Source organism: Streptomyces sp. NPDC052701 (genome assembly GCF_040678355.1).
Classification (GTDB): Bacteria; Actinomycetota; Actinomycetes; order Streptomycetales; family Streptomycetaceae; genus Streptomyces.
Window position 1 is genome coordinate 37,255 of record NZ_JBFATO010000033.1, and the last position, 24,952, is coordinate 62,206.

Genomic DNA, 24,952 nt, shown 5'->3' on the forward strand with positions numbered 1-24,952 from the left:
GGCCGAGGTCGACGTCCGTTCACCGCCGGTGCTCGCAGGCGGCGACGGCTGGGGTGGACCCATGACTTCTCGAGCAACTCCCGAAGGAACTCCCGAAGGAACTCTCGTCGGCAAGGTGGCCCTGGTGACCGGGGGCAGCCGCGGCATCGGCGCGGCGACGGCCCTGCGGCTCGCACGCGAGGGGGCGGACGTCGCCCTCACCTACGTCAGCGCGAAGGAGGCGGCCGAGGAGGTGGCCGGGGCCGTCGAGGCGCTGGGGCGGCGGGCGGTGGCGCTGCGCGCGGACCTGGCCGACGCCGGGGAGGCGGCCGGGACGGTGGAGCGTGCGGCCCGGGCGCTGGGCGGGCTCGACGTGCTGGTGAACAACGCGGGCGTGGGCGTGCTGGGACCGGTGGAGACCCTGTCGGCGGCCGAGGTCGACCGGGTCCTCGCCGTGAACGTGCGGGGCGTCTACCTGGCCTCCCGCGCGGCCGCGGTCCGGATGGGCCCGGGCGGCCGGATCATCACCATCGGCACCTGCATGACCCAGCGCGTCCCCGGTCCCGGCGGGACGCTCTACGCGATGAGCAAGGCGGCTCTGATCGGGCTGACGAAGGCGCTGGCCCGGGAGCTGGGTCCGCGCGGGATCACCGCGAACATCGTCCACCCGGGTCCCATCGACACCGACATGAACCCGGCGGACGGCCCCTACGCGGCCGGGCAGGCGGCGATGACGGCGCTGGGCCGCTTCGGGACGGCCGAGGAGGTGGCGTCCACGGTGGCGTACCTGGCGCGGGCCACGTACGTCACGGGCGCGGAGTTCGCCGTGGACGGCGGGCACGCGGCGTGAGGCGTGCGGGGCGCGCCGGTGCCGTCCGGCCGGTGCGCCCCGCGGGCCGGGGGCGGCTCAGCCGCCCGGGTCCTGGTGGCGGGCCGCCAGCCGGGACGCGCCCTCCTCGGTGAGGGAGCCGAACAGGCGCAGGCGGGAGATGCCCCCGTCGGGGAAGACGTCCAGGCGCGCGTGCGTGCCGACGGCGGGTTCCGCGAGCACGAAGCGGTGGTCGGTGTCGGGCTGGAGACGGGTGCGGGGCAGGATCTCCCGCCACTCGCCGCTCTCGCCGTCCTTCACCGACACCGACGCCCAGCCGGCGCTGTTGCCCTTGAGGCAGGCGGTGTCGATCACGACCGCGCGGACCTCGGACCGCTCCACCAGCCGGTAGCGGATCCAGTCGTTGCCCCGGTCGCGGCGGCGCCGGGTCTCCCAGCCCTCGTCCATCCTGCGGGAGCGGCCCGGCCGGATGGTGTGGGCGGCGGGCGAGTAGAAGAGGTCGGAGGCGTCCTCGACGCTGCCGCCGTTCTCCAGGGCGACGACGTCGAAGGTGCCCAGCGCCCGGAGCCACGCGGGATCCGGGACGACCTCGCCGTACACGCGCAGCCGCGCGATGCCCCCGTCGGGGTGCTGGTTGAGGCGCAGGTGGGTGAAGCGCCGCTCGACGGCGACCTCGAAGCCGTTGGCCGCGTGGCCGCCGACCGGGGTGCGCGGGACCAGCGTCGTCCACCGCACGCCGCCCGAGAGCAGTTCCCCGGGCGAGGGGGCGCCCGGCACCGACGTGGCCTCGATCGACACCGCCTGCGGGTGGTTGCCGCGGAAGTGGGCGGTGTCGACGACGATGCCGCGGACGACGCCGGGCGCGCCGAGGCGGATCAGCGCCCAGTCGTGGTCCTCGGCGGCCGGCCAGGGGTGCTCGGCCGAGGCGCCGCGGCGCCGGCGGGTCTCCCAGCCGTCCATGACCTTGCCCTTGTGCCCGAAGTGCTCGGGGTCGAACTCGGCGCGCCCGGGCGCCAGCAGGTTCTCGCGCTGCGCGAAGAACTCGTCGCCGGCGGCGACGACACCGGCGCCGAGCCGCCGGTCGGCGAGGTCGGTGTGGTGGGTGAAGGGGAAGTCGGCGGTGCGGTAGTCCGCGTACGGGTCACCGCCCCGGTAGGGGTTCGCGTCGCCGGTGAAACGAGCCGGCGGGGGGTGCTGCTGCGCCGTCACGGTGATCAGGTCCGCCTTTCGGGACTCGGCCGGTGCGGTTGCGGGGGTGAGCGCGGAGCCCTCACGGGTTCCGGTCGAGCAGGCGGCCCCGCGGTGCGGTGAACGCGCCGTCCGCCGTGATGCGCTGCCCGCGCAGCCAGGTGGACTTCACCACCCCGTACAGGGTCCGGCCCGCGTACGCCGTGACGCGGTTGCGGTGCTGGAGGGCCGCCGGGTCGACGGTGAACGTCTCGTCGGGCGCGAGGACGGCGAAGTCGGCGTCGCGGCCCGCCTCGACGGCGCCCTTGCGGCGCAGGCCCACCAGGCCGGCCGGCCGCGTGGACATCCAGCGCGCGACGTCCTGCAGACCGTGTCCCCGCCTGCGGGCCTCCGTCCACACGGCGGACAGGCTCAGCTGGAGGCTGGAGATGCCGCCCCAGGCGGTGGCGAAGTCGTCCGTCTTCAGGTCGGCCGTCGAGGGGGAGTGGTCGGTGACGACGCAGTCGATGACGCCGTCGGCCAGCGCCCGCCAGAGCAGGTCCCGGTTGGCGGCCTCGCGGATGGGCGGGCAGCACTTGAACTCGCTGGCGCCGTCCGGGACCTCCTCGGCGGTCAGGGTCAGGTAGTGCGGGCAGGTCTCCACGGTGAGGCGCACGCCCTCGGCCCTGGCCTCGGCGATCAGCGGCAGCGCGTCACCGGAGGACAGGTGCAGGACGTGCACGCGCGCGTGGAGGCGCCGGGCCTGCGCGACGAGGGTGGCGATGGCGGTGTTCTCGGCCTCGCGCGGGCGGCCGGCGAGGAAGTCGGCGTACCGGGGGCCGCCGCGCTGCGGCGCGGAGGCCAGGTGGTGCGGGTCCTCGGCGTGCACGGTCAGCAGGCCGTCGAAGGCGGCGATCTCCGCCAGGGAGCGGGCGAGCCGGTCCTGGTCCAGGTGCGGGAACTCCGCCACGCCCGAGGGCGACAGGAACGCCTTGAAGCCGAGGACGCCGGCCTCGTGCAGCGGGCGCAGGTCCGCGACGTTGTCCGGCAGGGCGCCGCCCCAGAAGCCGACGTCGACGTGCGTCCTGCCGGCGGCGGCCCTCCGCTTGGCCCGGAGGTTGCCGACCGTCGTCGTGGGCGGCAGGGAGTTGAGCGGCATGTCGACCAGGGTGGTGATGCCGCCGGCCGCCGCGGCGCGCGTGGCGGTCCAGAAGCCCTCCCACTCGGCGCGGCCGGGGTCGTTGACGTGCACGTGGGTGTCGACCAGTCCGGGCAGCACGACGTGGTCGCCGACGTCCTCCAGGCGGGCGCCCCGGGGCAGGGGCGCGTCGTACGGCAGGACGGCCGTGATCGTGCCGCCGGCGACCGCGATCGACGCGGCGCGCGTCCCTGCGGGAGTGATGACGCGCGTCGAGCGCAGCACCAGTTCGGCGTCGGGCACCCGGGCCCCTCTCCTTCGCCGCCGTCGGACGTTCGGTCACGGGACGGGTTTCCGCGTCACGGAATTCAACGTTCTGTTGAAAAAGTCTTCACTCCCGCTCCCCCGCCGTCAAGGGCACACTTCTCCCGGGTGGCCGCCGCGCTCCGGCACTGGACGTTTCCATAGAGCGGAATTATGCTTCCGGGAAGCAGAAAAAGCCGCGTGCCGACGGGGGTCCGACCGGCTGCCGAGCAGGCTTCTGCCCTCCCGCCAGCCCGAAAGGAACGCGCCGTGCCGACGTCCAGAGCCAGCACCACCGGCTCCGCCCGGTCCTCCGCCAGCGGCGGCGTCCAGTCCCTGGAGCGCACCTTCGACCTGCTCGAGCGGATGGCGGACGCCGGCGGCGAGGTCGGCCTGAGCGAGCTGTCCGCGAGCAGCGGGCTGCCCCTGCCGACCATCCACCGCCTGATGCGCACCCTGGTGGCCTGCGGGTACGTCCGCCAGCAGCCCAACCGCCGCTACGCGCTCGGCCCGCGCCTGATCCGGCTCGGCGAGTCCGCGGCCCGGCTGCTGGGCACCTGGGCCCGCCCGCACCTGGCCCGCCTGGTCGAGGAGACCGGCGAGACGGCGAACATGGCGCTGCTGGACGGGGACGAGATCGTGTACGTGGCACAGGTGCCCTCCAAGCACTCGATGCGCATGTTCACCGAGGTCGGCCGGCGCGTCCTGCCGCACTCCACGGGCGTGGGCAAGGCCCTGCTCGCCGGCCTCCCGCCCGAGGAGGTCCGGGCGCTGCTCGCCCGGACGGGCATGCCCGCCGCGACCGAGAGGACGATCACCACGCCCGAGGGCTTCCTCGCGGCACTGGAGGAGGTGCGCCGGCAGGGCTACGCCGTCGACGACGGCGAGCAGGAGACAGGGGTGCGCTGCCTGGCGGTCTCCGTGCCCCGCTCCCCCACCGCGGCGGCCATCTCCATCTCCGGCCCGGCGGGCCGGGTCACGGAGGCGGCGACGGAGAGGATCGTGCCGGTGCTGCAGCAGGTGGCGGCGGAGCTGTCCGAGGCGCTCACGAGCACGGGCGGCCCCACCGCCTGAGCACCCCCGCGTCCGCACCGGCGGCCCTTGTTGCCGTCAGGGGCCGGGGGCCGCCGGCACCGCGGGGGCGCGCTTTCCGCGCCCCGCCGTCACCCCCGGGGCGGCCCGCCGAACAGCTCCACCGCGTCCCGCACCTCCGACAGCCCCCGGGACAGCGCGCTCACCGAGCCGATCGCCCCGGCGACCAGCAGCAGGGAGCGGCGCAGCCGCGGGACCTCGGGGACGCCGCCGGCCGTCATGGCGGCCAGTGCGGCCAGTTCCTCCTCCGCGATGCCACGATCCGCGAACTTTCCCGGATGGGCGGCGAGTTGGCGGCGCAGCCGGGACACGGCCGAGCGCAGCCGCGTCACCCGCGGATCCTCGTCGCCGCCGGTCACAGACCCCTGCCGCCGCTGCTCCACGCTCCGCGACACAGCTCTCCCCCTCCGCACGCCGTCATGCGCGTTGTGTTCCGACGCCTCCCCGCCCCGGACAGCGGCCGAACGCCCGGCCCGGTCGGTGCGGGCGACAGTTAACGCCACCCCGGCCGCCCGGCGCCAGTCCGCTGCGTCATCGAGTTGCTCCGCTGCGTGACATCCGGCACGGACCCCGAAGTCCCCGGCCCGGCCCGGTCGTGGGGTATGCAGGACCCATGACGACACCGGAGGCGACCGGGGACACGCGGGTGGTGGCCGGGCTGCTGCTCGCCGCGGGAGGCGGACGGCGGCTCGGCGGGCGGCCCAAGGCGCTGCTGGAGCACCGCGGACGGCCGCTCGTGGAGCACGCCGTGCGGGCGCTGCGCGCGGGCGGCTGCGCGCAGGTGCACGTGGTGCTGGGCGCGCGGGCGGACGAGGTGCGCGCGCGGGCCGCGCTGCCGGACTGCGTGCTGGTCGACAACCCGGACTGGGAGCAGGGCATGGGCTCGTCGCTGCGCGTCGGGCTCGGCTCGCTGGCCGGGACCGGCTCGCGGGCCGCGCTGGTCTCGCTCGTCGACCAGCCGGGCATCGGCCCGCGGGCGGTGGCCCGGGTGCTCGGCGCGTTCGCCTCGGAGGAGTCGCTGGTCTCGGCCGCCTACGACGGCGTACGGGGCCATCCGGTCCTCCTCGGCGCCGCGCACTGGGCGGGCGTCGCCGCGACGGCGACCGGGGACCGGGGGGCGCGCGCCTACCTGAAGGCGCGCCGGGAGGCGGTCGCGCTGGTCGAGTGCGGGGACGTGGCGCAGGCGTACGACATCGACACGGCGGCCGACCTCGCGTTCCTCGAGTGAGACCGGCGGCACCGAGCGCCGGATCGCCCCGGCCCTGCGTGTCCCGGCTCCTGCACACCGTTGAAATTCCACCATGAGGAAAGTACTGTCCGCTGTTCAGAAGAGCCCGGCGGCTCCGCGGGCGCCCGCCGCCCTGCCGGGGAGTCCGGTACCCGGTGCCACGCCCGCCGAAGGAAGGGACCGTTCATGTCCGCACCAGCGCCGTCCCCGCCGCTCGTCGTCGACGCCGGGCCCCTGCCCCGGCAGGAGGAGGTCCTCACCGACGCGGCGCTCGCCTTCGTGGCCGAGCTGCACCGGCGGTTCACGCCCCGGCGCGACGAGCTCCTCGCCCGCCGCGCGCAGCGCCGCGCCGGGATCGCCCGCACCCGCACGCTCGACTTCCTCCCGGAGACCGCCGCGATCCGCGCGGACGACTCCTGGAAGGTGGCCCCGGCCCCGCCCGCCCTGGAGGACCGCCGGGTCGAGATCACCGGCCCCGCCGACCGCCGGATGACCGTCAACGCCCTCAACTCGGGCGCCCGCGTCTGGCTCGCGGACTTCGAGGACGCCTTGTCCCCTACCTGGGAGAACATCGTCCTCGGCCAGCTCAACCTGATCGACGCGTACACCCGGGACATCGACTTCACGGACCCGGTCTCCGGCAAGTCCTACGCCCTGCGCCCCGACGAGGAGCTGGCGACGGTCGTGATGCGCCCGCGCGGCTGGCACCTGGACGAGCGCCATCTCGTCGACGGGCACGGCACGCCGGTCCCCGGCGCCCTCGTCGACTTCGGCCTGTACTTCTTCCACAACGCCCGGCGCCTGCTGGACCTGGGCAAGGGCCCGTACTTCTACCTCCCGAAGACGGAGTCCCACCTGGAGGCCCGCCTCTGGAACGACGTGTTCGTCTTCGCGCAGGACCACGCCGGCATCCCGCGGGGCACCGTCCGCGCGACCGTCCTGATCGAGACGATCACGGCGGCGTACGAGATGGAGGAGATCCTCTACGAACTGCGCGAGCACGCCTCCGGGCTGAACGCCGGCCGCTGGGACTACCTGTTCTCCCTCGTCAAGAACTTCCGTGACGCCGGGGCGGAGTTCGTCCTGCCGGACCGCAACGCGGTGACGATGACGGCCCCGTTCATGCGGGCGTACACCGAACTGCTCGTGCGCACCTGCCACCGGCGCGGCGCGCACGCGATCGGCGGCATGGCCGCCTTCGTCCCCTCCCGCAGGGACCCCGAGGCCAACAAGGCCGCCTTCGAGAAGGTCCGCGCCGACAAGGACCGCGAGGCGAACGACGGCTTCGACGGCTCCTGGGTCGCCCACCCCGACCTGGTGCCGGTCGCCATGGAGTCCTTCGACAAGGTCCTGGGCGACCGGCCCCACCAGAAGGACCGGCTGCGCGAGGACGTCGACGTCGGGGCGGCCGACCTGATCGCCGTCGGCTCCCTCGACGCCAGGCCGACGTACGCGGGCCTGGTCAACGCCGTCCAGGTCGGCATCCGCTACATCGAGGCCTGGCTGCGCGGCCTCGGCGCCGTCGCGATCTTCAACCTGATGGAGGACGCGGCCACCGCCGAGATCTCCCGCTCCCAGATCTGGCAGTGGATCAACGCCGGCGTCGTCCTCGACAACGGCGAGAGGGTCACCGCCGGCCTGGTCCGCCGGATCGCCGCCGGGGAACTCGCCGCCATCAGGGCCGAGGCCGGCGAGGAGGCCTTCGCCGCGGGCAACTGGCGGCAGGCCCACGACCTGCTGCTGACGGTCTCCCTCGACGAGGACTACGTCGACTTCCTGACCCTTCCGGCGTACGAGCGGCTCAAGGGCTGAGCGGCTGCTCCTCCGAGTGGCCCAGGGGCTTCCCCGGGGCCACCCGGTCGCGCACGGCCCTCTTCACGGCCGTCGGCTCGGGGAAGCCCTGCTCGCGGCGGTCCCAGACGACCTCGTCGTCGACGCGGACGACGAAGACGCCGCCCGTGCCGGGCTTGAGGGCCAGCTCCGTCAGTTCGGCCTCGAAGGTCGTCAGCAGCTCCTGCGCCAGCCAGGCGGCGCGCGGCAGCCAGCGGCACCGGGTGCAGTACTCGATCTGCACGCGGTGAGGTCGCGTGGTCATCCCGGGTACACCGCCCCGTCCTGTTCCGCGGCCGGTCCGCCGTGCAGGTCCGGGACCCACTTGAGCCAGTCCGGCCGTCCTTGCCGGGTCCGCGCCGTCCGGCGGGCCTCCTCGGCGGCGAGTTCCTCCCGCGAGGGGAAGTCGGTGGGGAGCCAGGCCGCGGAGGCCCGCACGCGCGCGTGCAGATAGCCGACGTAGGCGTCCCGGACCGCGTCCGGCGTCGCGAAGCCCTCCTGGTCCGCGAGCCAGGCATCGGGCACCTCCGCCACGACCTCGCGCAGCAGTTCCTCGGTCACCCGGGGTGCCAGTTCCGCGTCCGCCGCCCGGACGTCGGGCCCGTAGTGGCCGAGCGCGTGGTGGCGGAAGTCGTACGCCTTCCGGGGCTCCGAGGCGTCCCAGCGGTGGTGGAAGACCAGGGCGGCGCCGTGGTCGATCAGCCACAGGCGCGGGGGCGCGGTGCCGAAGGTAGGCCAGATCACCAGGTTGGAACTGTGCACGGTGCGGTCGACGTTCACGGTCAGGGCGTCGAGCCAGACGATCCGCCCCGCCTCCAGCGGGTCGACGGGAAAGGTCCTGGCGATCTCCGGTGTGAGGTCCCGCGCGCCCGGCAGGTAGTCCATGCCGAGGTTGACCCCCGCGCTGGAGGCGTGCAGCCCCCGCACCTCCTGGTGCGGCTCGTGCGCGGCGATCGCCGGGTCGAAGTGCACCAGGACCAGCTCCGGGAACCGCAGCCCCAGGGCGCGGGCCAGCCGGCCCACGATCACCTCGGCGACCAGCGCCTTGCGGCCCTGCGCGGAGCCGGTGAACTTCACGACGTAGGTGCCCAGGTCGTCGGCCTCGACGACGCCGGGCACGGAGCCGCCGGAGCGCAGGGGTGCGATGTAGCGGGTGGCGATGACCTCTCTCAGCATCTTCAAAGGTCCTACGGCTCGATTACCTTACATTCCACGGCCAGCTCCAACGCGACGCAATCCGGGAAAACCTCCCTGCTCAACCCCGGGGAGAATCTGGGGAGCTCCGGCTGGCATGCTCGTCTCCCGTTCTCCCCAGCAGTCCGTCAATGGCGGTGCGTCCCTTGCTTCCGGCCTCCGGCATGAAGTGAGCATAGTAACCAAGCGTGACAGCCGGGGAGGAGTGCCCGAGCCATCGCGCCAGCGTCACCACGGGCGTTGTCACGTTGGTGGGGTGTTGATCGGTTGAGGGCGTAGAGGGGGCGGGCGGGGCCTGGATTACGCTGCGGTGGGCGGGGCGGTGGCGCCAGTGATCTGGTCCCAGATGGCGAAGCGGATGGTCATCTCGACGCGGTAGTGGGCGGCGGTCATCAGATGGCGGCGGGGCCGGAAAAGGGGTGAGATGCCGCTGAACGCGGACAGGAACTGCTGGGTTCCGCCGACGCCGCGGAAGCCCTTCATGGCACGTTCACGCTGCCGGGTGGGCTGATGACTGTTCTCGGCTCGGTTGTTCAAGCCCTTGTGCGAGCGGTGCTCGACGGAGGGCATGACCTCGCGGTGGGCCGCGTCGTAGGAACGGAGCTTGTCGGTGACCACCACCCGCGGCACCGAGCAAGTCTTCTTGAGTAGTTTACGGAAGAAGCGCCTGGCCGCAGCGGTGTCCCGCCGGTTCTGGACCAAGATGTCGAGCACGTTGCCGTCCTGGTCGACGGCCCGCCACAGGTACCGCTGCTCGCCGTTGACCCTGACGAAGACCTCGTCCAGGTGCCACTTGTCCCCGGGCCGGGGCTGGCGGCGGCGCAGGCCGTTGGCGTAGGACTGCCGAACTTCGCGCACCAGCGGCGGATCGTCTCGTGGGTCACCATCACGCCGCGCTCGAGCATCAGCTCCTCGACCTCGCGGAAGCTGAGCGGGAAGCGGAAGTACAGCCACACGCAGTGCGCGATCACCTCGACCGGGTACCGGTGCCCCTTTACGACGGCGGTGCGTTGTCCACAGACGCCCCCTCCCAGCACGACCAACCAGAAAATGATTCCACCCGATCAGCCAACGTGACAGCGCCCGGCTGGACGCTCCCGGGGACGCGGACAGGAGAGGGCCGGCCGGCCCTGGCCCGGGGACGGTGAGGACCTTGAGGGTCTCGTGCACGGCGTGATGTGTAGAGATAGGAGACACCGGTGGTGAGCGGAAGAGCACGCTGGTTCGTCGGCCGGATATCCAGCGGCTCCGGATGGGCGGCGCCCCGGCGTCTGTGAGGAGGAAGCCATGGCAGAGCGATCACCCGACGAGAAGACGGTGGCCACGCTGGTGGCAGCGGCCACCGCGGCGCCGTCCATGCACAATGCGCAGCCGTGGCGCTTTCGCTACCTGAGCGACGAGCGCGACCTGTTGCTGCTGGCCGACCCCGAGCGGGCCATGTCCCGATCCGACCCCGACAACCGGGCACTGCACATCGGCTGCGGGGCGGCATTGTTCAACCTGCGCGTCGCTGCCGCACACGCGGGCCTCGTCCCGAGGACGACACTGCTGCCCGAGCCCGGCGATCCTCTGCTGCTGGCCGCCGTCCGTCTGCCCGACCGTCGGAGCAGCCGCAGACAGCGCAGAACCTAACGAAGCACTACTAGGAAGTGTTGGCGCGGTGAGTAGCGGACTGGATGTTCAGTTTGTTGAACAGCCAGCGGTGGATGATCAGCGTTTGATGCGTCCGCGAACGGCGAGAACGGCGAGGGCGAGAAGGGCGGGTTCTACGAGGCGGGAGGTCATCTCGATGTAGGTGCCAGCGGTGGTCAGATCCTGTCCGCTGGAGCGGAACACTACCGAGTTGATTGTGATGTTCAGGGACTTCTCGAAGCGCTTCCCTGTCCACCTATCCCTAGTGGGGTTCTGAGGGTCGGCTTTTGCGATCTCGAAGGTGACCTTACCTCCGCCAGGTGGCACATTGCGGGTCGCCTTCTGCTTCGGGTCCTCCTGCGGGAGCCCGAAGCCCATCAGTAGCGCGATGGTGATCAGCATGGTGGCCGCCAACCAGCCCAAGGCACGTAGCGCGCGCAGGCCGTAGCCGGAGAGCATCCAGTAGGCGTACAGCAGCCCGCGTTCGGCGCGGGGGGTGCCGGTGCGGTCGTGGCGGCGCATCTCCATCTCGCCGTAGTAGAAGTCCGCTGCCCCCGGCTCGTTCTTGCCGTCCTCGAACCCCTTGCGCAGCGCTCGGTACACCGGCGCCAGCTGCGCCGGCCCGACGCGTCCGGCGCCGAGCACAGCCCGGTTCCAACCAGATCACTGGCGCCACCGCCCCGCCCACCGCAGCGTAATCCAGGCCCCGCCCGCCCCCTCTACGCCCTCAACCGATCAACACCCCACCAACGTGACAACGCCCCGGCCCAAAGCCCGGTCCCGCCACATGCCTCACGCGCTGTCAGAGAACCACTCAATAACGTGACAGCGCCGACGGGCATCGCCAGGCCAAGGCAGCTCTTGCGGACCGTTTCCACGGGCAGGACCGGGACGACCTGACGGCGGCCGACCCGGATGCGTACACGTCTCTCATGCCGTACTGTGCAAGCCTGCGGCATACGGTCTTCCTGCGTGGGCGGGTTCCCCGGCTGCGTACTCTCCTCGAGAGCCAGTGCTAACTGCTCGCGTGCAAGGGGCAGTTGGTTGTCACGATCACCTGGCAGGGTCTTCTGACCGTGGCCGCGAGTCCCTGCGCTTGCAGGGGTGGCCCCTGAGGAGCTGGGCCTTCAAAATGCTCCCCGCCCTCTGCGGGGGTTGAGGTGGCGATGCGCCGTCAAGAACAGCCTTGGGCTAAGTGAAGGACATTGCCCTGCTCAAGGAACTGAGGTGCTGGGCCTCCAAGAGTAAGCCAGCAACAGCTTTCGACGAACCGTGCACAGGGTGCGCGGCCACCCAGTAGGCTGTCACTGACAGTGGGTTAGGCGTTACCACCTGTGTAACACCCATGCCCAAAAGCGGCCGGACCCGCTTTTCCCTTCCCGATAGCGCGGGAAGGACGGGTCCGGCCTGTCCTCACTCAAGGACGAAAGGAATTCTACGTGACCACCGGAAATCCGGCAGCTCGTCCCTCTCCCCCTCCGCCGGAGCCGTTCTGGCAGGGGCTGCTGATGATGCTGTCCGCCGTCCCGCCCGCGGCCTCCCTGTCCGCCACCTCCCCCTCCCCGTCCGGGCCTTGCTCGTCCCTTCCCTTCCCGCTCGCGCCGTGGGTGTGGGTTGTGGTGATCGTGACGGTGGTGCTTCTGCCGCGGCCGGGCGGTGCGGGCCGACGCTTCGCCTGACGCGCAGGTGCTGCGGAGCGTTCACCGATGGCTTGCGCCGCGGTGAGCGTTCCGTAGTCCTCCACGCCATTCGTGTCGACGGCCCACTACCACGACACCCCGCAGGCCAGGGCTCTTTTGTCGCTTTGGCCGCGCAGGAAGAGGGCAAGCATGTCTGATGAGCGCATGAGTCCACGTTTGGACCACGTTCTGCTGCCGCTCGACCAGTTGTCCGTACCCACGCGGCAGATGTGGGCGAAGCACGAGCGGAAAACGGACAGTTGGCTTCCGTTGTGGCGCCACATGGCGGACAGCGGGGCCGTTGCCGGGCTGCTGTGGAAGCACTGGCTGCCTCGGTCCGTCCAGGCGCTGGTGAGTGAAGTCCTGCCTGCCGGTGAGGCGGACGCGTACGTCCTCGTGCGTTTTCTGGCTGCCGTCCATGACGCGGGGAAGGCCACGCCTGCCTTCGCGTGCCAAGTGGAGTCCTTGGCCGGGGTGATGAGGGACGTCGGCCTCGACATGCCCTTGGTTCGGGAGTACGGCCAGGATCGGCGGCTGGCTCCGCACGGGCTGGCCGGGCAGTTGCTGCTGCAGGAGTGGATGGCTGAACGCTTCGGTCTGCGTGGCCGTGCGTCCGGGCAGTTCGCGGTCGTTGCGGGCGGTCATCATGGGGTGCCGCCCGATCATCAGCAGATTCATGACCTGCAGTTGCGTCCGCACTTGCTGCGGCATCCGGGGCCGAGCGAGAGCGTGTGGCATCAGGTCCAGTACGAGCTGATGGATGCCTGTGCTCAGGCGACCGGGGCCAGGAGCAGGCTGCCGGAGTGGGGGCAGGTTCGGCTGCCGCAGACGGTGCAGGTGGTTCTGACGGCGGTGGTGATCCTCGCGGACTGGATCGCCAGCGCGCCCGAGCTGTTTCCCTACGATCCGGAGAGTTGGCAGCCGTTTGGACCGGTGGGCGAGCAGCGCAGGCTCCGTGCCGCCTGGGACGAGCTGGACCTGCCGAAGCCGTGGAGTCCCGAGGAACCTCGGCACTCCACCGCCGAGTTGTTCGCGCGGCGCTTTCCTAGGCTCAAGGGCGCGGCGATCCGGCCGGTTCAGTCCGAGGCCGTGCAGGTGGCGCGCTCCATGCCCGAGCCGGGGCTGCTGGTGATCGAGGCCCCCATGGGCGAGGGGAAGACCGAGGCGGCACTGGCTGCTGCGGAGGTTCTGGCGGCGCGGTCCGGTGCCGGCGGGGTGCTGGTGGCTTTGCCCACGCGTGCAACGGGGGATGCTATGTTCCCTCGTCTGCTGGAGTGGCTGGAACGGCTCCCTGGCGGCACGGTGGAGGGGGACCGTCGGCGTACGGTCGTTCTGGCCCATGCCAAGGCGGCGCTCAACAGGGTGTGGGCAGGCCTCCTGCGCCGGAGGCAGCCGTCCATCCTCGGTGTCGATCCGGACGAGCGGCACCAGCAGGGTGAGGCGGATGCCAAGCCTTCCGTCCTGCATGCGCACCAGTGGTTGCGCGGGCGCAAAAAGCAGTTGCTGGCGTCGTTCGGGGTGGCGACCATCGACCAGGTGTTGTTCGCCGGGTTGAAGAGCCGCCACCTGGCTCTGCGGCATCTGGCGGTGGCGGGCAAGGTCGTGGTGATCGACGAGGTGCACGCCTACGACGCCTACATGGGGCGCTACCTCGACCGCGTGCTGGAGTGGCTGGCGGCGTACCGGGTTCCGGTGGTGCTGCTGTCGGCCACGCTGCCGCAGGAACGGCGGCGTGCGCTGGTGGCCGCCTACGCCGGTTCGGCGGCGGACGGCGTGGAGACGAGCTCCGACGCCTACCCCCTGATCACTGCCGCCTGTCCGGGCCGGCCGGTTCTTTCAGCGCGGCCGTCGGCTGCCTCCGGCCGGCAAACGCAGGTGGTGCTGGAGCGGCTGGACGACGACCTGGAGGTGTTGGCCGACCGCCTTGAGCGAGAGCTGGCCGACGGCGGCTGCGCGCTGGTCGTACGCAACACCGTGGACCGGGTCCTGCAGACCGCGGACGTGCTGCGGCAGCGCCTGGGCGAGGACGCGGTTACGGTGGCGCACTCACGCTTCCTCGCCGCGGACCGGGCGGCGAAGGACGCCGGGCTGCTGCGGCGGTTCGGCCCGGACGGGCGGGAGCGTCCCGCTCGTCATGTGGTCGTGGCCAGCCAGGTGGCGGAGCAGTCGCTCGACATCGATTTCGATCTGCTGGTGACGGATCTGGCTCCGGTGGACCTGGTGCTGCAGAGGATGGGACGGCTGCACCGACACCAGCGCTCCCGGCCTCGGCGCCTGGCCCGACCGCGCTGCCTGACCACCGGAGTGGACTGGTCTGCGGCGCCTCCGCAGCCGGTCAAGGGGACGTGCGCGGTGTACCGGAGTGAGTACGTCCTGCTGCGCTCCATCGCCGTGCTGGAGCCGTATTTCGACGGCGTGGCTCTGGAGCTACCGGGCGGCATCAGCCCGCTGGTGCAGAGGGCCTACGGCGAGCAGCCCGTTGGTCCGCAGACGTGGGCGCAGAGGCTGAGCAAGTTGCGGGATGCGCACGAAGGATTGCTCGCCGAGAAGCGGGAGAAAGCGGGGAGTTTCCTCCTCGATCCGGTCGGGCGGCCGGGGCGGCCGGTGTACGGGTGGTTGGAGGCCGCCGCCGGCGATGTGGACGACACCCGTGCGGGACGTGCCCAGGTGCGCGACAGCCCGGAGACGCTCGAGGTGCTGGTCGTTCAGCGGCAGGCCGACGGCCGATTGACCACAGTGCCGTGGCTGGACGGCGGCCGCGAGGGGGGGCGGGGCGGACTGGAGCTGCCGACCGATTTCGCTCCGTCTCGGCGCGCCGCCGAGGCAGTGGCCGCGAGCGCGCTCACTCTGCCGGGGCGTTTCAGCTCGCCGTGGTTGATCGACAGGACGATCGCCGAGCTGGAGCAGTTCCGGGTTCCCGCCTGGCAGGCAAAGGACTGCCCTTGGCTGGCAGGCGAGTTGATCCTTGTGCTCGACGCCGATTGTCAGTGCCGTCTGGCAGGCTTCCAGCTCACCTACAGCCGTGCCGACGGCCTGCGGGTGACGGCTCCTGGCGTGCCCGCGGCCAGGGGCGGTGCGACGGGGGGAGGCGCGCAGGCGCCACCGGAGAACGATGAAGCCCAAGAGGGGGGTATGGGTGAGCAGGATGAGCACGCGGCCAAAGCCAGTGCCGGTGCTGCTATCGCAAACCGCGCGGCATCTGTCGAGGCCGGCGTGGTGAGCGCACGCGGTTCCGGAACGGGCGGGCTGCCGTCCTTCGACCTGGTGGCCATGCCGTGGTTGCCGGTGCAGCACGCGGACGGGGCGGTGGAGGAGGTCTCCCTTCTCGGCTTGTTCGAACAGGCGGATTCGCTACGGCGGCTGGTGGGGGACGTTCCCACACAGGAGATCGCCCTGCTGCGGCTGTTGCTGGCGATCTTGTATGACGCGTTGGACGGTCCGGCCGAGGTCGAGGACTGGGAAGACCTGTGGATGTCGCCCCGGCCGTTCGCGCCGGTGGCCGACTACCTGGCACGTCACCGGGACCGGTTCGATCTCTTCCACCCCGAGCGGCCGTTCTATCAGGTCGCCGGCCTGCGCACGGAAAAGGGAGAGGTCGCGCCGCTCACCCGGATCGTCGCGGATGTGCCGGTGGGGGAGCTCTTCTTCACCATGCGGCAGCCCGGCGTCGAAATGCTGTCGTACGCGGAGGCCGCCCGGTGGCTCGTGCACACCCACGCCTACGACACCTCCGGCATCAAGTCCGCCATGGTCGGCGACAAGCGAGGAAAGGCAGGCAAGGTCTACCCGCTGGGAGTGGGCTCCCTGGGCAACCTCGGCGGCGTCTTCGCCGAGGGGGCGACGCTACGCGAAACCCTGCTGCTCAACCTCATCGCCCTGGAAGAGACGGGGGCGAACTGGGACACCTCCGACAGGGAGGACATGCCGGTCTGGCGGCGCCCCACCCCGCTGGGTCCCGGAGAGCGCGACGGCGCCGGCAGCCCGGCCCGGCCCACCGGCCTTCGCGATCTGTATACCTGGCAGTCCCGCAGAATCCGGCTGCACACCGAGGACGGCGCGGTCACCGGAGTGGTGCTCGGCTACGGCGACCCGCTGGCGCTGGCGGCGCCGTGGAAGCTGGAGCCAATGTCGAGCTGGCGGCGCAGCGAGACGCAGGAGAAGAAGCAGGGACGCACCCCGGTGTACACGCCGCTACGGCACGATCCGAGCAGGGCGGCCTGGCGCGGGCTGGGCTCCCTACTTCCGGCCCGCCAGCAGGTGACCGACGGCGGTAAACGAGGCGAGCCCGACCGGATTCTGCGATCCGGCATCACCCGGTGGTTCACGCAAGTAATCACGACCAGTGAGATCCCTCCCGGAACCCTGGTTAGGCTGCATCTGATCGGTGCGGTCTACGGCACGCAGCAGTCCGTGATTGACGAGATTGTGGACGACTCGGTGATTCTGCCTGTGATCACCCTGCACGAGGCGGACCCGGTGTACGGCGCCACCGCCGTCGACGCGGTCAGCGACGCCGAGCTAGCCGTAAGCGCCCTGGGCCAGCTCGCCGGGAACCTGGCGCGCGCCGCCGGGAGCGACCCGACGACTCCCGTCGCCGCCGCCCGCGATCTGGGCTTCGGTGCCCTGGACGGCCCCTACCGGGCATGGCTGAAGGACCTACTGGCCTTCCCGGACCTGGAGACGGCTCGCCAGCAGTGGCGGGAGACGGTCCGCGAACATCTCGAACGGCTAAGCCGGCAACTGCTCGACTCCACAGGCCCCGCCGCGGACGAAGGACGCATGATCGACGTCCCCGGACAGGGCAGCCGGCTGATGGACACCGGCCGCGCCGAGCAGTGGTTCAGAGCCCGCCTGTACAAGGTCCTGGGCCCGCCGCCAAGCCGACCTACCACCGTCCCAGTACCGGCCCAGTCAGGCCCTCGACTCGTCGGCCCCGACCGCGCGGAGAGCGCACGATGACGACAACGACACCACACACCGAGCCCGCTCCCGCCACCCCGAAGCAGGACAGCGACAACACGCGCCGCCTCTCCGTGCCCCGCTCCGTCGCCCTGTCGACCGTCAGCCGGCTGCAGAGCGGCTACCGCCGAGACGACGCAGCCGCGGTCGCCGCGGTCGCCCGGCTGCGCCGCGAGGCCGGCCGCGACCTCTACACCTCGCCCTCCAGCTGGGGCCTGGAATATCTGGAGGACCTCGCCCGGCTGCGGGAACAGCGCAGGCAAGAAGACCGCAGCGGCAGCGACCCGTCCCGGCACCTGTCGCACAAGATCAGGCTTTGGCAGGAGCAGCGGGAAGAGCGCGAGGAGCGCGCGGTCCACCTCGCCGTGACCCTCTGGGCACTCCACCAGCAGTCCATCCGGGACCACCCCATGCATCTTGCCGGCTGGTCCCTGGGCCGCGCCGTACGGCGGCTCGCCGACGGCAAAACAGGAGTGCAGGACGAACCGGCCCGCCCGTCGGCCAACGATCAGGCAGCCGACCGCAGGATGGACGCCAACTCGCCCATCCGAACCCGGTTCGTACGCATCGGCACCTCGGTGGACTTCGACATGCTCAGCCGCCGGCTGCGCGAGATGGTGCTGCTACTGCGCAACGCCCGCATCCCCCTGGACTACGGCCTGCTCGCCGAGCAGCTCTACCGCTGGCAGGACGAGGCGAGCCAGGGCAGCGTCAGGCGCTCCTGGGGCCGTGACTTCCACCGCCTCTACCAGACCTCGTCGGCGAACGACGAGGAAGAAGTCGCCTCTGCTTCCGCTGCCCGGACACCGGACGCATCACTCGACGACGCCGGCGAGTAGTCCGCGTCCACCAGCCGCGAGACGACCGCGGCTCACTTCCTCTCCTGCGCCCGGCCCGGCGCAGCATCCCCTGAAGAGAAACGGAACCATGGTGACCCGCACTATCCTCGACATCCACGTTCTCCAGACCGTTCCGCCGAGCAACCTCAACCGCGACGACACCGGAACGCCGAAGTCGGCCTACTACGGAGGAGTGCGCCGCGCACGGGTCTCCAGCCAGGCCTGGAAGCGCGCGACCCGCAAGGCGTTCAACGACCTGCTGCCTCCCGAGGCACTCGGTGTCCGCACCAAGAAGGTCGCCGAGGCCCTGGCCGAGCGGATCACCGCCAAGGACGGCTCCCTGCAGCCGGTGGCCGTCGAGTTGGCCGCCGAAACGCTGCAGGCGGCCACCGGCACCAAGATCGAGGTGCCGAAGCGGAAGGGGAAGAACGGCGACGAGCCGGCCGCCTCCCCCACCTCCTCGTACCTGATGTTCCTCAGCCGGCGCCAGCTGGATGCCCTGGCCGAGCTGGCGATCGAAGCCGGCGGCGGCACGGGGGACGTCGACGCGCTCAAGAACCACTTCAAGAAGAAGGAGAACAAGGCCGCGGCCCGGCAGGCCGTCGACTCCCGGCACTCGGTGGACATCGCCCTCTTCGGCCGCATGGTCGCCGACTCCGCGGACCTGAACGTCGAGGCGGCCACGCAGGTGGCGCACGCCATCAGCGTGCACAAGTCGGACATCGAGTCCGACTACTACACGGCCGTCGACGACCTGAACACCGCTGAGGAATCCGGCGCCGGAATGATCGGCACCGTCGACTTCAACTCCGCCACCCTCTACCGCTACGCCGCCGTGAACGTCGACGAGTTGCAGCGCAACCTCGGGCTCGGACTCCGGGACGACGAAGCACCCAGCGCGCCGGTGGAGAAGGCCGTCGCGGCGTTCCTGGAAGCGTTCATCACCTCCCTGCCGACCGGGAAGGTGAACACCTTCGGCAACCACACCCTGCCCTCCGCCGTGATCGTGAAGCTCCGCGACCGCCGCCCGGTCAGCTTCGTGAGCGCCTTCGAGGAGCCGGTGCCGCAGGGCCCCGGCGGGGGATACCTGCGCGAGAGCTGCCGCCGACTCGTCGCATACGTACCGGACCTGGAGAGGCAGTACGGCATCGAAACCCCCGAGGACCACAGCTGGGTCTTCCGTGTGGGTGACGAAACCGAAGCGCTGGCCGAACTGGGGCAGCAGGTCTCCTTGAAGGCACTGCTGCAGGACGTTGGCGCCGCCGTCGCCCAGCGACTCGCCTCCGGAGCCGCCGCATGACGGTGCTGCTGCTGCGGCTCGCCGGCCCCCTGCAGTCCTGGGGCTCCGCAGCCCGCTTCGCCCGCCGCACCACGGAGAACGCGCCCACCAAGAGCGGCGTGCTCGGTCTGCTCGCCGCCGCCGACGGCCGGCCCCGCACCGCGGACCTCTCCGACCTGGCAGCCCTCCGGTTCGGCGTACGCATCGACCAACCCGGCCTGCGCCTAAGAGACTTCCACACCGCCCACCACGCCGACTCCGGCAAGGCCATGCCGTTGTCGGAGCGCTTCTACCTCGCCGACGCCGTCTTCGTCGCCGGCGTCGAAGGCGAGCAGGCCCTGCTGCAGCGTCTGCACCAGGGCCTGCTCGCCCCGCACTTCCTGCCCTACCTCGGCCGACGCTCCTGCCCCCCGTCCCGCCCTCTCGACATGGGCCCGCCGAGGGCGGACACCACCTTGGAGGAGGCCCTGCGCACCGCACCGTGGCAGGCATCCCCCTGGTACCGGCGGCAGCTGACGCGCCAAAAGAGCCGGAGCGACGCTGCGGCCGCCCCGGAGTCCCTGGAGTCGCTGATCGACTGCCCGCCAGGACAGCTCCCGCACCTGTCCCTGCGCGACACGCCGGTCAGCTTCGCCCCACGGCACCGGCAATACCAGCTACGCGGCATCCGCACCGACCGGGTCGTCCCACCGTCTCCCGCAGCACCCGCCGTGTCCGGGCCGCACGACCCGACGACCCTGCTACGCCCCCTCGACGGGCCCGCAGGCGCCGCCACGGCAGAGAACATCCCGAGGTCCAACTGATGTACCTGACCCGCTTCCGCATCAACACCGCCCGATCCGGCGCCCGCCGACTCCTCGGCTCCCCCCACCTCATGCACGGCGCCGTGAACATGGCCTTCCCCGACGCCCTGCCCCGCAACGGCGAGGGACCACGGGTGCTGTGGCGCGTGGACCCGGCCGCCTCCGCCCGCGCCGATCTGTTCATCGTCAGCCCCGACCGCCCAGACCTGACCCACCTGGTCGAACAGGCCGGCTGGCCCAACCTCGACCAACCGGGCTGGACCACCTTCGCCTACAAGGAGTTCCTCGACCGCCTCACCGCAGGCAGCACCTGGGCCTTCCGGCTCACCGCCAACCCAGTCCACTACATCCGCAAGGAAGGCGACGCGGCAGGCGCCGAGACCAAGCGGACCGCCCACATCACCCCCCGCCACCAGATCGGCTGGCTGCTGGCCCGGCAGGAACGCGCCGGCTTCGAGATCGTCCGCATCCCCCCGGAGCGGCAGCTGACGGAACACGGCCACGAGCATCAGGTGATCGTGCACAACCGGACGCCACTGCAGTTCCGCAAGAGCGATCAGAGCCGCTCCCCCCGCCATGACGTCCGCCTCACCCAGGTCACCTTCGACGGACGCCTGCGCATCACCGACATCGACGCCTTCCGCCGCACCCTCACCCACGGACTGGGCAAGGGCAAGGCCTACGGCTGCGGCCTGATAACTCTCGCCCCCGCACGCGCCTCATGAGCACCGTCAGCCAACGCGCCGCCTCCTCTCCCCGAGAGCTCACCCGAGTCGGCGACCGGATCTCCTTCATCTACCTGGAACGCTGCACCATCCACCGCGAGGACAACGCCATCACGGCCACCGACGCGGACGGAGTCACCCACATCCCGTCCGCCGCCATCGGCACCCTGCTCCTGGGGCCGGGCACCCGGGTGACCCACCAGGCCATGTCCGTACTCGGCGAATGCGGAGCAGGCGTCCTCTGGGTCGGCGAGCAAGGCGTGCGCTTCTACGCGGGCGGCCGAGCCCTGACCCGCTCCTCCCGCCTCGTGGAGGCACAGGCCACGGCCTGGGCTAACCGCCGAACCCGTCTCGCCGTCGCACGAGCCATGTACCGGCTGCGATTCCCCGACGACGACCCCTCTACTCGTACCCGCCAGGAACTGCTCAACATGGAAGGCCGCCGGGTCAAGGAGTGCTACCGCCGCGAAGCCGCCCGCACCGGCGTCCCCTGGCGCCGACGCGAATACCACCACGGCAACTTCTCCGCCGGCGATCCGGCCAACCAGGCCGTCACCGCGGCCGCCCAGTGCATGTACGGCATCGCCCACGCCGTGGTGTGCGCACTGGGCTGCTCGCCCGGGCTCGGCTTCGTCCACTCAGGCCACGAACGCTCGTTCGTCCTGGACATCGCCGACCTCTACAAGACAGACATCGCCATCCCCGCCGCCTTCGACGCGGCAGCCCAGGGCGAAGACGACGTCGCCACCCGAACTCGCAGAGCACTCAGAGACCGCATCAATCAAACGGGCCTCCTCGACCGCTGCGTACAGGACATCAAAAACCTCCTCCTCGCCCACCACGGCGACGGCCGGGACGTAGAGGAAACAACCGACCAGGTCGCGCTCCAGACCGACCACGGCCGCCTCGTGGCCGGCGGCCGCAACTACGGCGACACCGAGGCCGAACCCCACTTCAGTGAGGAACCGATCTGGTGACCGTCATCGTGCTCGCCAACTGCCCCGCAGGTCTACGCGGCTTCCTCACCCGCTGGCTGCTCGAAATATCCCCGGGCGTCTTCATCGGCTCCCCCACCGCCCGCGTACGCGACATCCTCTGGGAAGAAGTCCGCCGCTACCGAGGCCAAGGCCGCGCCCTGCTCGCCTACCAGACCGACAATGAGCAAGGATTCACCTTCGCCACCCACGAACACGCCTGGCACCCTACCGACCACGAAGGCGTCACCCTCCTCCACCGCCCCTCTCCTCACACACCAGCACCCTCCATCCCTCAACCCGAGTCCGGACACCAGGGTTGGAGTAAGGCAGCCAAGAGACGGCGTTTTCGAGGCACTTAACAACATGAAGCCCAATTCAGGAAATATGCCCGTTTCTCCAAAAGGAAGTACAACTGGGCACCCCTCCATGTAAAACCGCACGTCACGGCCTGTGGTCCCCGCGCACGCGGGGCTGATCCCGACGCATCGGACTGAACAGTAGCGCCCAGCTTGTGGTCCCCGCGCACGCGGGGCTGATCCCTGCTGCAGGCCCTTGCCCTTGGTGGAGCGGTGTGGTCCCCGCGCACGCGGGGCTGATCCCAAGGAGTGCTGGTGCTGCATGTCTATGGTGCGGTGGTCCCCGCGCACGCGGGGCTGATCCCCCGGACGCGTCCGGCAGGTACGCGGCGCCGAGGGTGGTCCCCGCGCACGCGGGGCTGATCCCAAGAACCGGCAGAAGGCCGCCGTCCAGCTGGAGTGGTCCCCGCGCACGCGGGGCTGATCCCTCGCCGACCACTACCCAGCGGGCGACCCCTACGTGGTCCCCGCGCACGCGGGGCTGATCCCACCTCGCCGGGGTCGTCGGCCGCCGCGAGGTCGTGGTCCCCGCGCACGCGGGGCTGATCCCACCCCCGCCGTCGAGGAAGACGAGGACAGCGAGTGGTCCCCGCGCACGCGGGGCTGATCCCCTCGGATCGATCGAGCCGGACGAGCGCCTGCAGTGGTCCCCGCGCACGCGGGGCTGATCCCTCGCCGGCGTCCGCCGGGTCTTCCTCGATCTGGTGGTCCCCGCGCACGCGGGGCTGATCCCGCGTCAGCCTCCCGCTTCTTCGGGAAGTTTCGGTGGTCCCCGCGCACGCGGGGCTGATCCCCTGTACTCCGACGAGCAGTGCGAGGGCCTGGCGTGGTCCCCGCGCACGCAGGGCTGATCCCCTCGCCGCGGTCGCCTAGGAGGACCAGTGGGAGTGGTCCCCGCGCACGCGGGGCTGATCCCGCCGACACCCACCTGATCGAAGCCGCGCGCGCGTGGTCCCCGCGCACGCGGGGCTGATCCCCCTCACGGCAGGATTCGTGCCCGAGAGCTGTTGTGGTCCCCGCGCACGCGGGGCTGATCCCCAGCACTCCATGCGCACCCGGAACGTGGCGTTGTGGTCCCCGCGCACGCGGGGCTGATCCCCTGCCGCCCGTGCGCACCTACGACGTGCTGGTGTGGTCCCCGCGCACGCGGGGCTGATCCCAGCGGGCACTGTGCGCTGATCGTTTGCCACACGTGGTCCCCGCGCACGCGGGGCTGATCCCCCCGGGATCCGGTTTGGCGACCGGGCCCGATCGTGGTCCCCGCGCACGCGGGGCTGATCCCCCCGGGATCCGGTTTGGCGACCGGGCCCGATCGTGGTCCCCGCGCACGCGGGGCTGATCCCGAGGTCATCGCCGTCATCGAGGTCTCCGCGAAGTGGTCCCCGCGCACGCGGGGCTGATCCCCTGGCGACGGTGGCGATCCAGTACGACAACTTGTCGTCCCCGCGCACGCGGGGCTGATCCCGCCGCCCAGTGGGCGGAGACGATTCGGGACCTGTGGTCCCTGCGCACGCGGGGCTGATCCCGCAAGGGCGGCAAGCCCCGGGTGTTCACCCTCGTGGTCCCCGCGCACGCGGGGCTGATCCCATCACCGGCCTGGGCGACCTGTACGCGGTCCGGTGGTCCCCGCGCACGCGGGGCTGATCCCCGGGCCATGAGCAGCGACGGCGTCTACAACGGGTGGTCCCCGCGCACGCGGGGCTGATCCCCACCTCACCACCCGGAAGGAGAAGCCGTGACCGTGGTCCCCGCGCACGCGGGGCTGATCCCCACGTCGCTGACTTCCGTGAGGGCGAGGCGTGGTGGTCCCCGCGCACGCGGGGCTGATCCCGTCTCCCCCGGCACGGTCCGGGAGAAGACCGGGTGGTCCCCGCGCACGCGGGGCTGATCCCATGCCCCGGGACTGGGCCTCGTACTGCAGGGCGTGGTCCCCGCGCACGCGGGGCTGATCCCCTCCATGGGCTGCGACGTCGAGCGCTCCGTGTGTGGTCCCCGCGCACGCGGGGCTGATCCCGGTGAGCAGCTTGTCCGCGACCTCGGCATCAGGTGGTCCCCGCGCACGCGGGGCTTGTCCCGGCGGCACGTCGATGTCCCGGGTGCTCCCGTCGTGGTCCCCGCGCACGCGGGGCTGATCCCGCAGTCCTGTCCATCGACGACCGCGCCGTAGAGTGGTCCCCGCGCACGCGGGGCTGATCCCTTCGAGCCGGAGGCGCCGCACGACGACAAGCTGTGGTCCCCGCGCACGCGGGGCTGATCCCCGGTCGGAGACGGGGTACACCGCATCACCCCGGTGGTCCCCGCGCACGCGGGGCTGATCCCGCCCCGCCACCTTTGAACACCACTGCCTCCAGGTGGTCCCCGCGCACGCGGGGCTGATCCCGAAACTCCGGGGACCTCGGGGAATCGTGGGAAGTGGTCCCCGCGCACGCGGGGCTGATCCCGTCCGCGCGGACGAAGCGCTCGTCCGCCTCCTGTGGTCCCCGCGCACGCGGGGCTGATCCCAACCTCGCCGCCATCTGGGACGCCGACCCCGAGTGGTCCCCGCGCACGCGGGGCTGATCCCGGGCGCCCGCGTTTCGTCACGTGACGAATCGTGTGGTCCCCGCGCACGCGGGGCTGATCCCGGGCACGGCTCGTCGAGCGTGAGCGTCCTCGCGTGGTCCCCGCGCACGCGGGGCTGATCCCGCGCACGCTCGGCGGCCGCCAACTCCTCACGAGTGGTCCCCGCGCACGCGGGGCTGATCCCCCGACCGACGCCGACGACGCCTACCACATGGCGTGGTCCCCGCGCACGCGGGGCCGATCCGCCACGACGGCGTCCCCCGCGCCGTTGAAGGCATGGTCCCCGCGCACGCGGGGCTGATCCCAGCAGCGGCCCGTTGGTGCGGGTGGTGAGCAGGTGGTCCCCGCACACGCGGGGCTGTTCCCTCCCATTTGCCCTTC

At 71.6% G+C, this 24,952-nt stretch carries 17 protein-coding genes, 4 pseudogenes and 1 CRISPR repeat array (1 of these 22 cut by a window edge); of the genes and pseudogenes, 13 read left to right on the forward strand and 8 right to left on the reverse strand.

Features of this window, described 5'->3' with window-relative positions; translation table 11 throughout:
* The first annotated feature begins 61 nt into the window (after nt 1-61).
* A complete protein-coding gene (locus AB0L29_RS28305) occupies nt 62-829 on the forward strand; it encodes an SDR family oxidoreductase (protein WP_365830864.1) in 768 nt (255 codons plus the stop codon).
* Nucleotides 830-886: 57 nt separating this feature from the next.
* Here the strand turns inward: AB0L29_RS28305 and alc are convergent, their stop codons facing one another.
* On the reverse strand, nt 887-2,017 hold the full coding sequence (alc, locus tag AB0L29_RS28310; RefSeq protein WP_365830866.1) for an allantoicase: 1,131 nt from the start codon (nt 2,015-2,017) through the stop codon (nt 887-889).
* A gap of 61 nt (nt 2,018-2,078) precedes the next feature.
* Entirely contained in the window at nt 2,079-3,416 is a 1,338-nt protein-coding gene (allB, locus tag AB0L29_RS28315; protein ID WP_365830868.1) for an allantoinase AllB, read from the reverse strand.
* Between the two features lie 270 nt (nt 3,417-3,686).
* Here allB and AB0L29_RS28320 point away from each other — a divergent pair, with 270 nt between their 5' ends.
* Complete coding sequence (locus tag AB0L29_RS28320; protein WP_365830870.1) at nt 3,687-4,490, forward strand: IclR family transcriptional regulator; 804 nt, start codon at nt 3,687-3,689, stop codon at nt 4,488-4,490.
* A gap of 89 nt (nt 4,491-4,579) precedes the next feature.
* On the opposite strand, the gene AB0L29_RS28325 is transcribed toward AB0L29_RS28320, so the two are convergent.
* Entirely contained in the window at nt 4,580-4,867 is a 288-nt protein-coding gene (locus AB0L29_RS28325; RefSeq protein ID WP_365830958.1) for a DUF5955 family protein, read from the reverse strand.
* Nucleotides 4,868-5,121: 254 nt separating this feature from the next.
* Here AB0L29_RS28325 and AB0L29_RS28330 point away from each other — a divergent pair, with 254 nt between their 5' ends.
* Nucleotides 5,122-5,736 carry a nucleotidyltransferase family protein gene (locus AB0L29_RS28330; protein ID WP_365830872.1) on the forward strand — a complete coding sequence of 205 codons (615 nt, stop codon included), beginning with the start codon at nt 5,122-5,124 and terminating at the stop codon, nt 5,734-5,736.
* A 186-nt stretch (nt 5,737-5,922) separates the two neighbouring features.
* Nucleotides 5,923-7,548 (forward strand): malate synthase A, encoded by a 1,626-nt coding sequence (gene aceB / locus AB0L29_RS28335; RefSeq protein ID WP_365830874.1) that lies wholly within the window; start codon nt 5,923-5,925, stop codon nt 7,546-7,548.
* Here aceB and AB0L29_RS28340 read toward each other — a convergent pair.
* From AB0L29_RS28340 to AB0L29_RS28355, 4 genes and pseudogenes are all read right to left on the reverse strand, one after another.
* On the reverse strand, nt 7,538-7,831 hold the full coding sequence (locus AB0L29_RS28340; RefSeq protein ID WP_365830876.1) for an Rdx family protein: 294 nt from the start codon (nt 7,829-7,831) through the stop codon (nt 7,538-7,540). The two genes, aceB and AB0L29_RS28340, sit on opposite strands and share 11 nt — an antisense overlap.
* Nucleotides 7,828-8,742 carry a HipA family kinase gene (locus tag AB0L29_RS28345; protein WP_365830878.1) on the reverse strand — a complete coding sequence of 305 codons (915 nt, stop codon included), beginning with the start codon at nt 8,740-8,742 and terminating at the stop codon, nt 7,828-7,830. The genes AB0L29_RS28340 and AB0L29_RS28345 overlap by 4 nt, the downstream gene beginning before the upstream one ends.
* A gap of 79 nt (nt 8,743-8,821) precedes the next feature.
* Nucleotides 8,822-8,995, reverse strand: a pseudogene (locus AB0L29_RS28350) (site-specific integrase); the annotation flags it as partial.
* A 65-nt stretch (nt 8,996-9,060) separates the two neighbouring features.
* Nucleotides 9,061-9,794: pseudogene (locus tag AB0L29_RS28355) on the reverse strand (IS6 family transposase).
* 253 nt (nt 9,795-10,047) lie between these two features.
* Between AB0L29_RS28355 and AB0L29_RS28360 the strand changes: the two are divergent.
* Nucleotides 10,048-10,359: pseudogene (locus AB0L29_RS28360) on the forward strand (nitroreductase family protein); the annotation flags it as partial.
* 111 nt (nt 10,360-10,470) lie between these two features.
* Here the strand turns inward: AB0L29_RS28360 and AB0L29_RS28365 are convergent.
* Nucleotides 10,471-11,052: pseudogene (locus AB0L29_RS28365) on the reverse strand (hypothetical protein); the annotation flags it as partial.
* Nucleotides 11,053-11,831: 779 nt separating this feature from the next.
* On the opposite strand from AB0L29_RS28365, the gene AB0L29_RS28370 reads away from it, so the two are divergent.
* The 8 genes from AB0L29_RS28370 to cas2e all read left to right on the forward strand — a co-directional run bounded on the left by AB0L29_RS28370 (nt 11,832) and on the right by cas2e (nt 22,012).
* Nucleotides 11,832-12,071, forward strand: coding sequence for a hypothetical protein (locus AB0L29_RS28370; protein WP_365830880.1), 240 nt, complete (start codon nt 11,832-11,834; stop codon nt 12,069-12,071).
* A gap of 228 nt (nt 12,072-12,299) precedes the next feature.
* On the forward strand, nt 12,300-17,030 hold the full coding sequence (casA, locus tag AB0L29_RS28375; protein WP_365830960.1) for a type I-E CRISPR-associated protein Cse1/CasA: 4,731 nt from the start codon (nt 12,300-12,302) through the stop codon (nt 17,028-17,030).
* Nucleotides 17,027-17,869 carry a type I-E CRISPR-associated protein Cse2/CasB gene (casB, locus tag AB0L29_RS28380; RefSeq protein ID WP_365830882.1) on the forward strand — a complete coding sequence of 281 codons (843 nt, stop codon included), beginning with the start codon at nt 17,027-17,029 and terminating at the stop codon, nt 17,867-17,869. Before casA ends, casB begins: the two co-directional genes overlap by 4 nt.
* A gap of 91 nt (nt 17,870-17,960) precedes the next feature.
* Nucleotides 17,961-19,169: a type I-E CRISPR-associated protein Cas7/Cse4/CasC gene (gene cas7e, locus AB0L29_RS28385; protein WP_365830962.1), complete on the forward strand. Its 1,209-nt coding sequence runs from the start codon at nt 17,961-17,963 to the stop codon at nt 19,167-19,169.
* On the forward strand, nt 19,166-19,951 hold the full coding sequence (cas5e, locus tag AB0L29_RS28390; protein ID WP_365830884.1) for a type I-E CRISPR-associated protein Cas5/CasD: 786 nt from the start codon (nt 19,166-19,168) through the stop codon (nt 19,949-19,951). Before cas7e ends, cas5e begins: the two co-directional genes overlap by 4 nt.
* A complete protein-coding gene (gene cas6e, locus AB0L29_RS28395) occupies nt 19,951-20,676 on the forward strand; it encodes a type I-E CRISPR-associated protein Cas6/Cse3/CasE (protein WP_365830886.1) in 726 nt (241 codons plus the stop codon). Before cas5e ends, cas6e begins: the two co-directional genes overlap by 1 nt.
* Nucleotides 20,673-21,653: a type I-E CRISPR-associated endonuclease Cas1e gene (gene cas1e, locus AB0L29_RS28400; RefSeq protein ID WP_365830888.1), complete on the forward strand. Its 981-nt coding sequence runs from the start codon at nt 20,673-20,675 to the stop codon at nt 21,651-21,653. The genes cas6e and cas1e overlap by 4 nt, the downstream gene beginning before the upstream one ends.
* A complete protein-coding gene (gene cas2e / locus AB0L29_RS28405; protein ID WP_365830890.1) occupies nt 21,650-22,012 on the forward strand; it encodes a type I-E CRISPR-associated endoribonuclease Cas2e in 363 nt (120 codons plus the stop codon). Before cas1e ends, cas2e begins: the two co-directional genes overlap by 4 nt.
* A gap of 91 nt (nt 22,013-22,103) precedes the next feature.
* A CRISPR array of direct repeats spans nt 22,104-24,952; the repeat unit is 29 nt; unit sequence GTGGTCCCCGCGCACGCGGGGCTGATCCC; it runs 46 nt beyond the window's last position.

Coding starts and splice junctions, on each gene's coding strand:
- cas6e (WP_365830886.1), top strand. CDS start 19,951: ATGTACCTGACCCGCTTCCGCATCAACACCGCCCGATCCGGCGCCCGC.
- AB0L29_RS28305 (WP_365830864.1), top strand. CDS start 62: ATGACTTCTCGAGCAACTCCCGAAGGAACTCCCGAAGGAACTCTCGTC.
- AB0L29_RS28330 (WP_365830872.1), top strand. CDS start 5,122: ATGACGACACCGGAGGCGACCGGGGACACGCGGGTGGTGGCCGGGCTG.
- casB (WP_365830882.1), top strand. CDS start 17,027: ATGACGACAACGACACCACACACCGAGCCCGCTCCCGCCACCCCGAAG.
- cas5e (WP_365830884.1), top strand. CDS start 19,166: ATGACGGTGCTGCTGCTGCGGCTCGCCGGCCCCCTGCAGTCCTGGGGC.
- aceB (WP_365830874.1), top strand. CDS start 5,923: ATGTCCGCACCAGCGCCGTCCCCGCCGCTCGTCGTCGACGCCGGGCCC.
- AB0L29_RS28340 (WP_365830876.1), bottom strand. CDS start 7,831: ATGACCACGCGACCTCACCGCGTGCAGATCGAGTACTGCACCCGGTGC.
- casA (WP_365830960.1), top strand. CDS start 12,300: ATGTGGGCGAAGCACGAGCGGAAAACGGACAGTTGGCTTCCGTTGTGG.
- AB0L29_RS28345 (WP_365830878.1), bottom strand. CDS start 8,742: ATGCTGAGAGAGGTCATCGCCACCCGCTACATCGCACCCCTGCGCTCC.
- cas1e (WP_365830888.1), top strand. CDS start 20,673: ATGAGCACCGTCAGCCAACGCGCCGCCTCCTCTCCCCGAGAGCTCACC.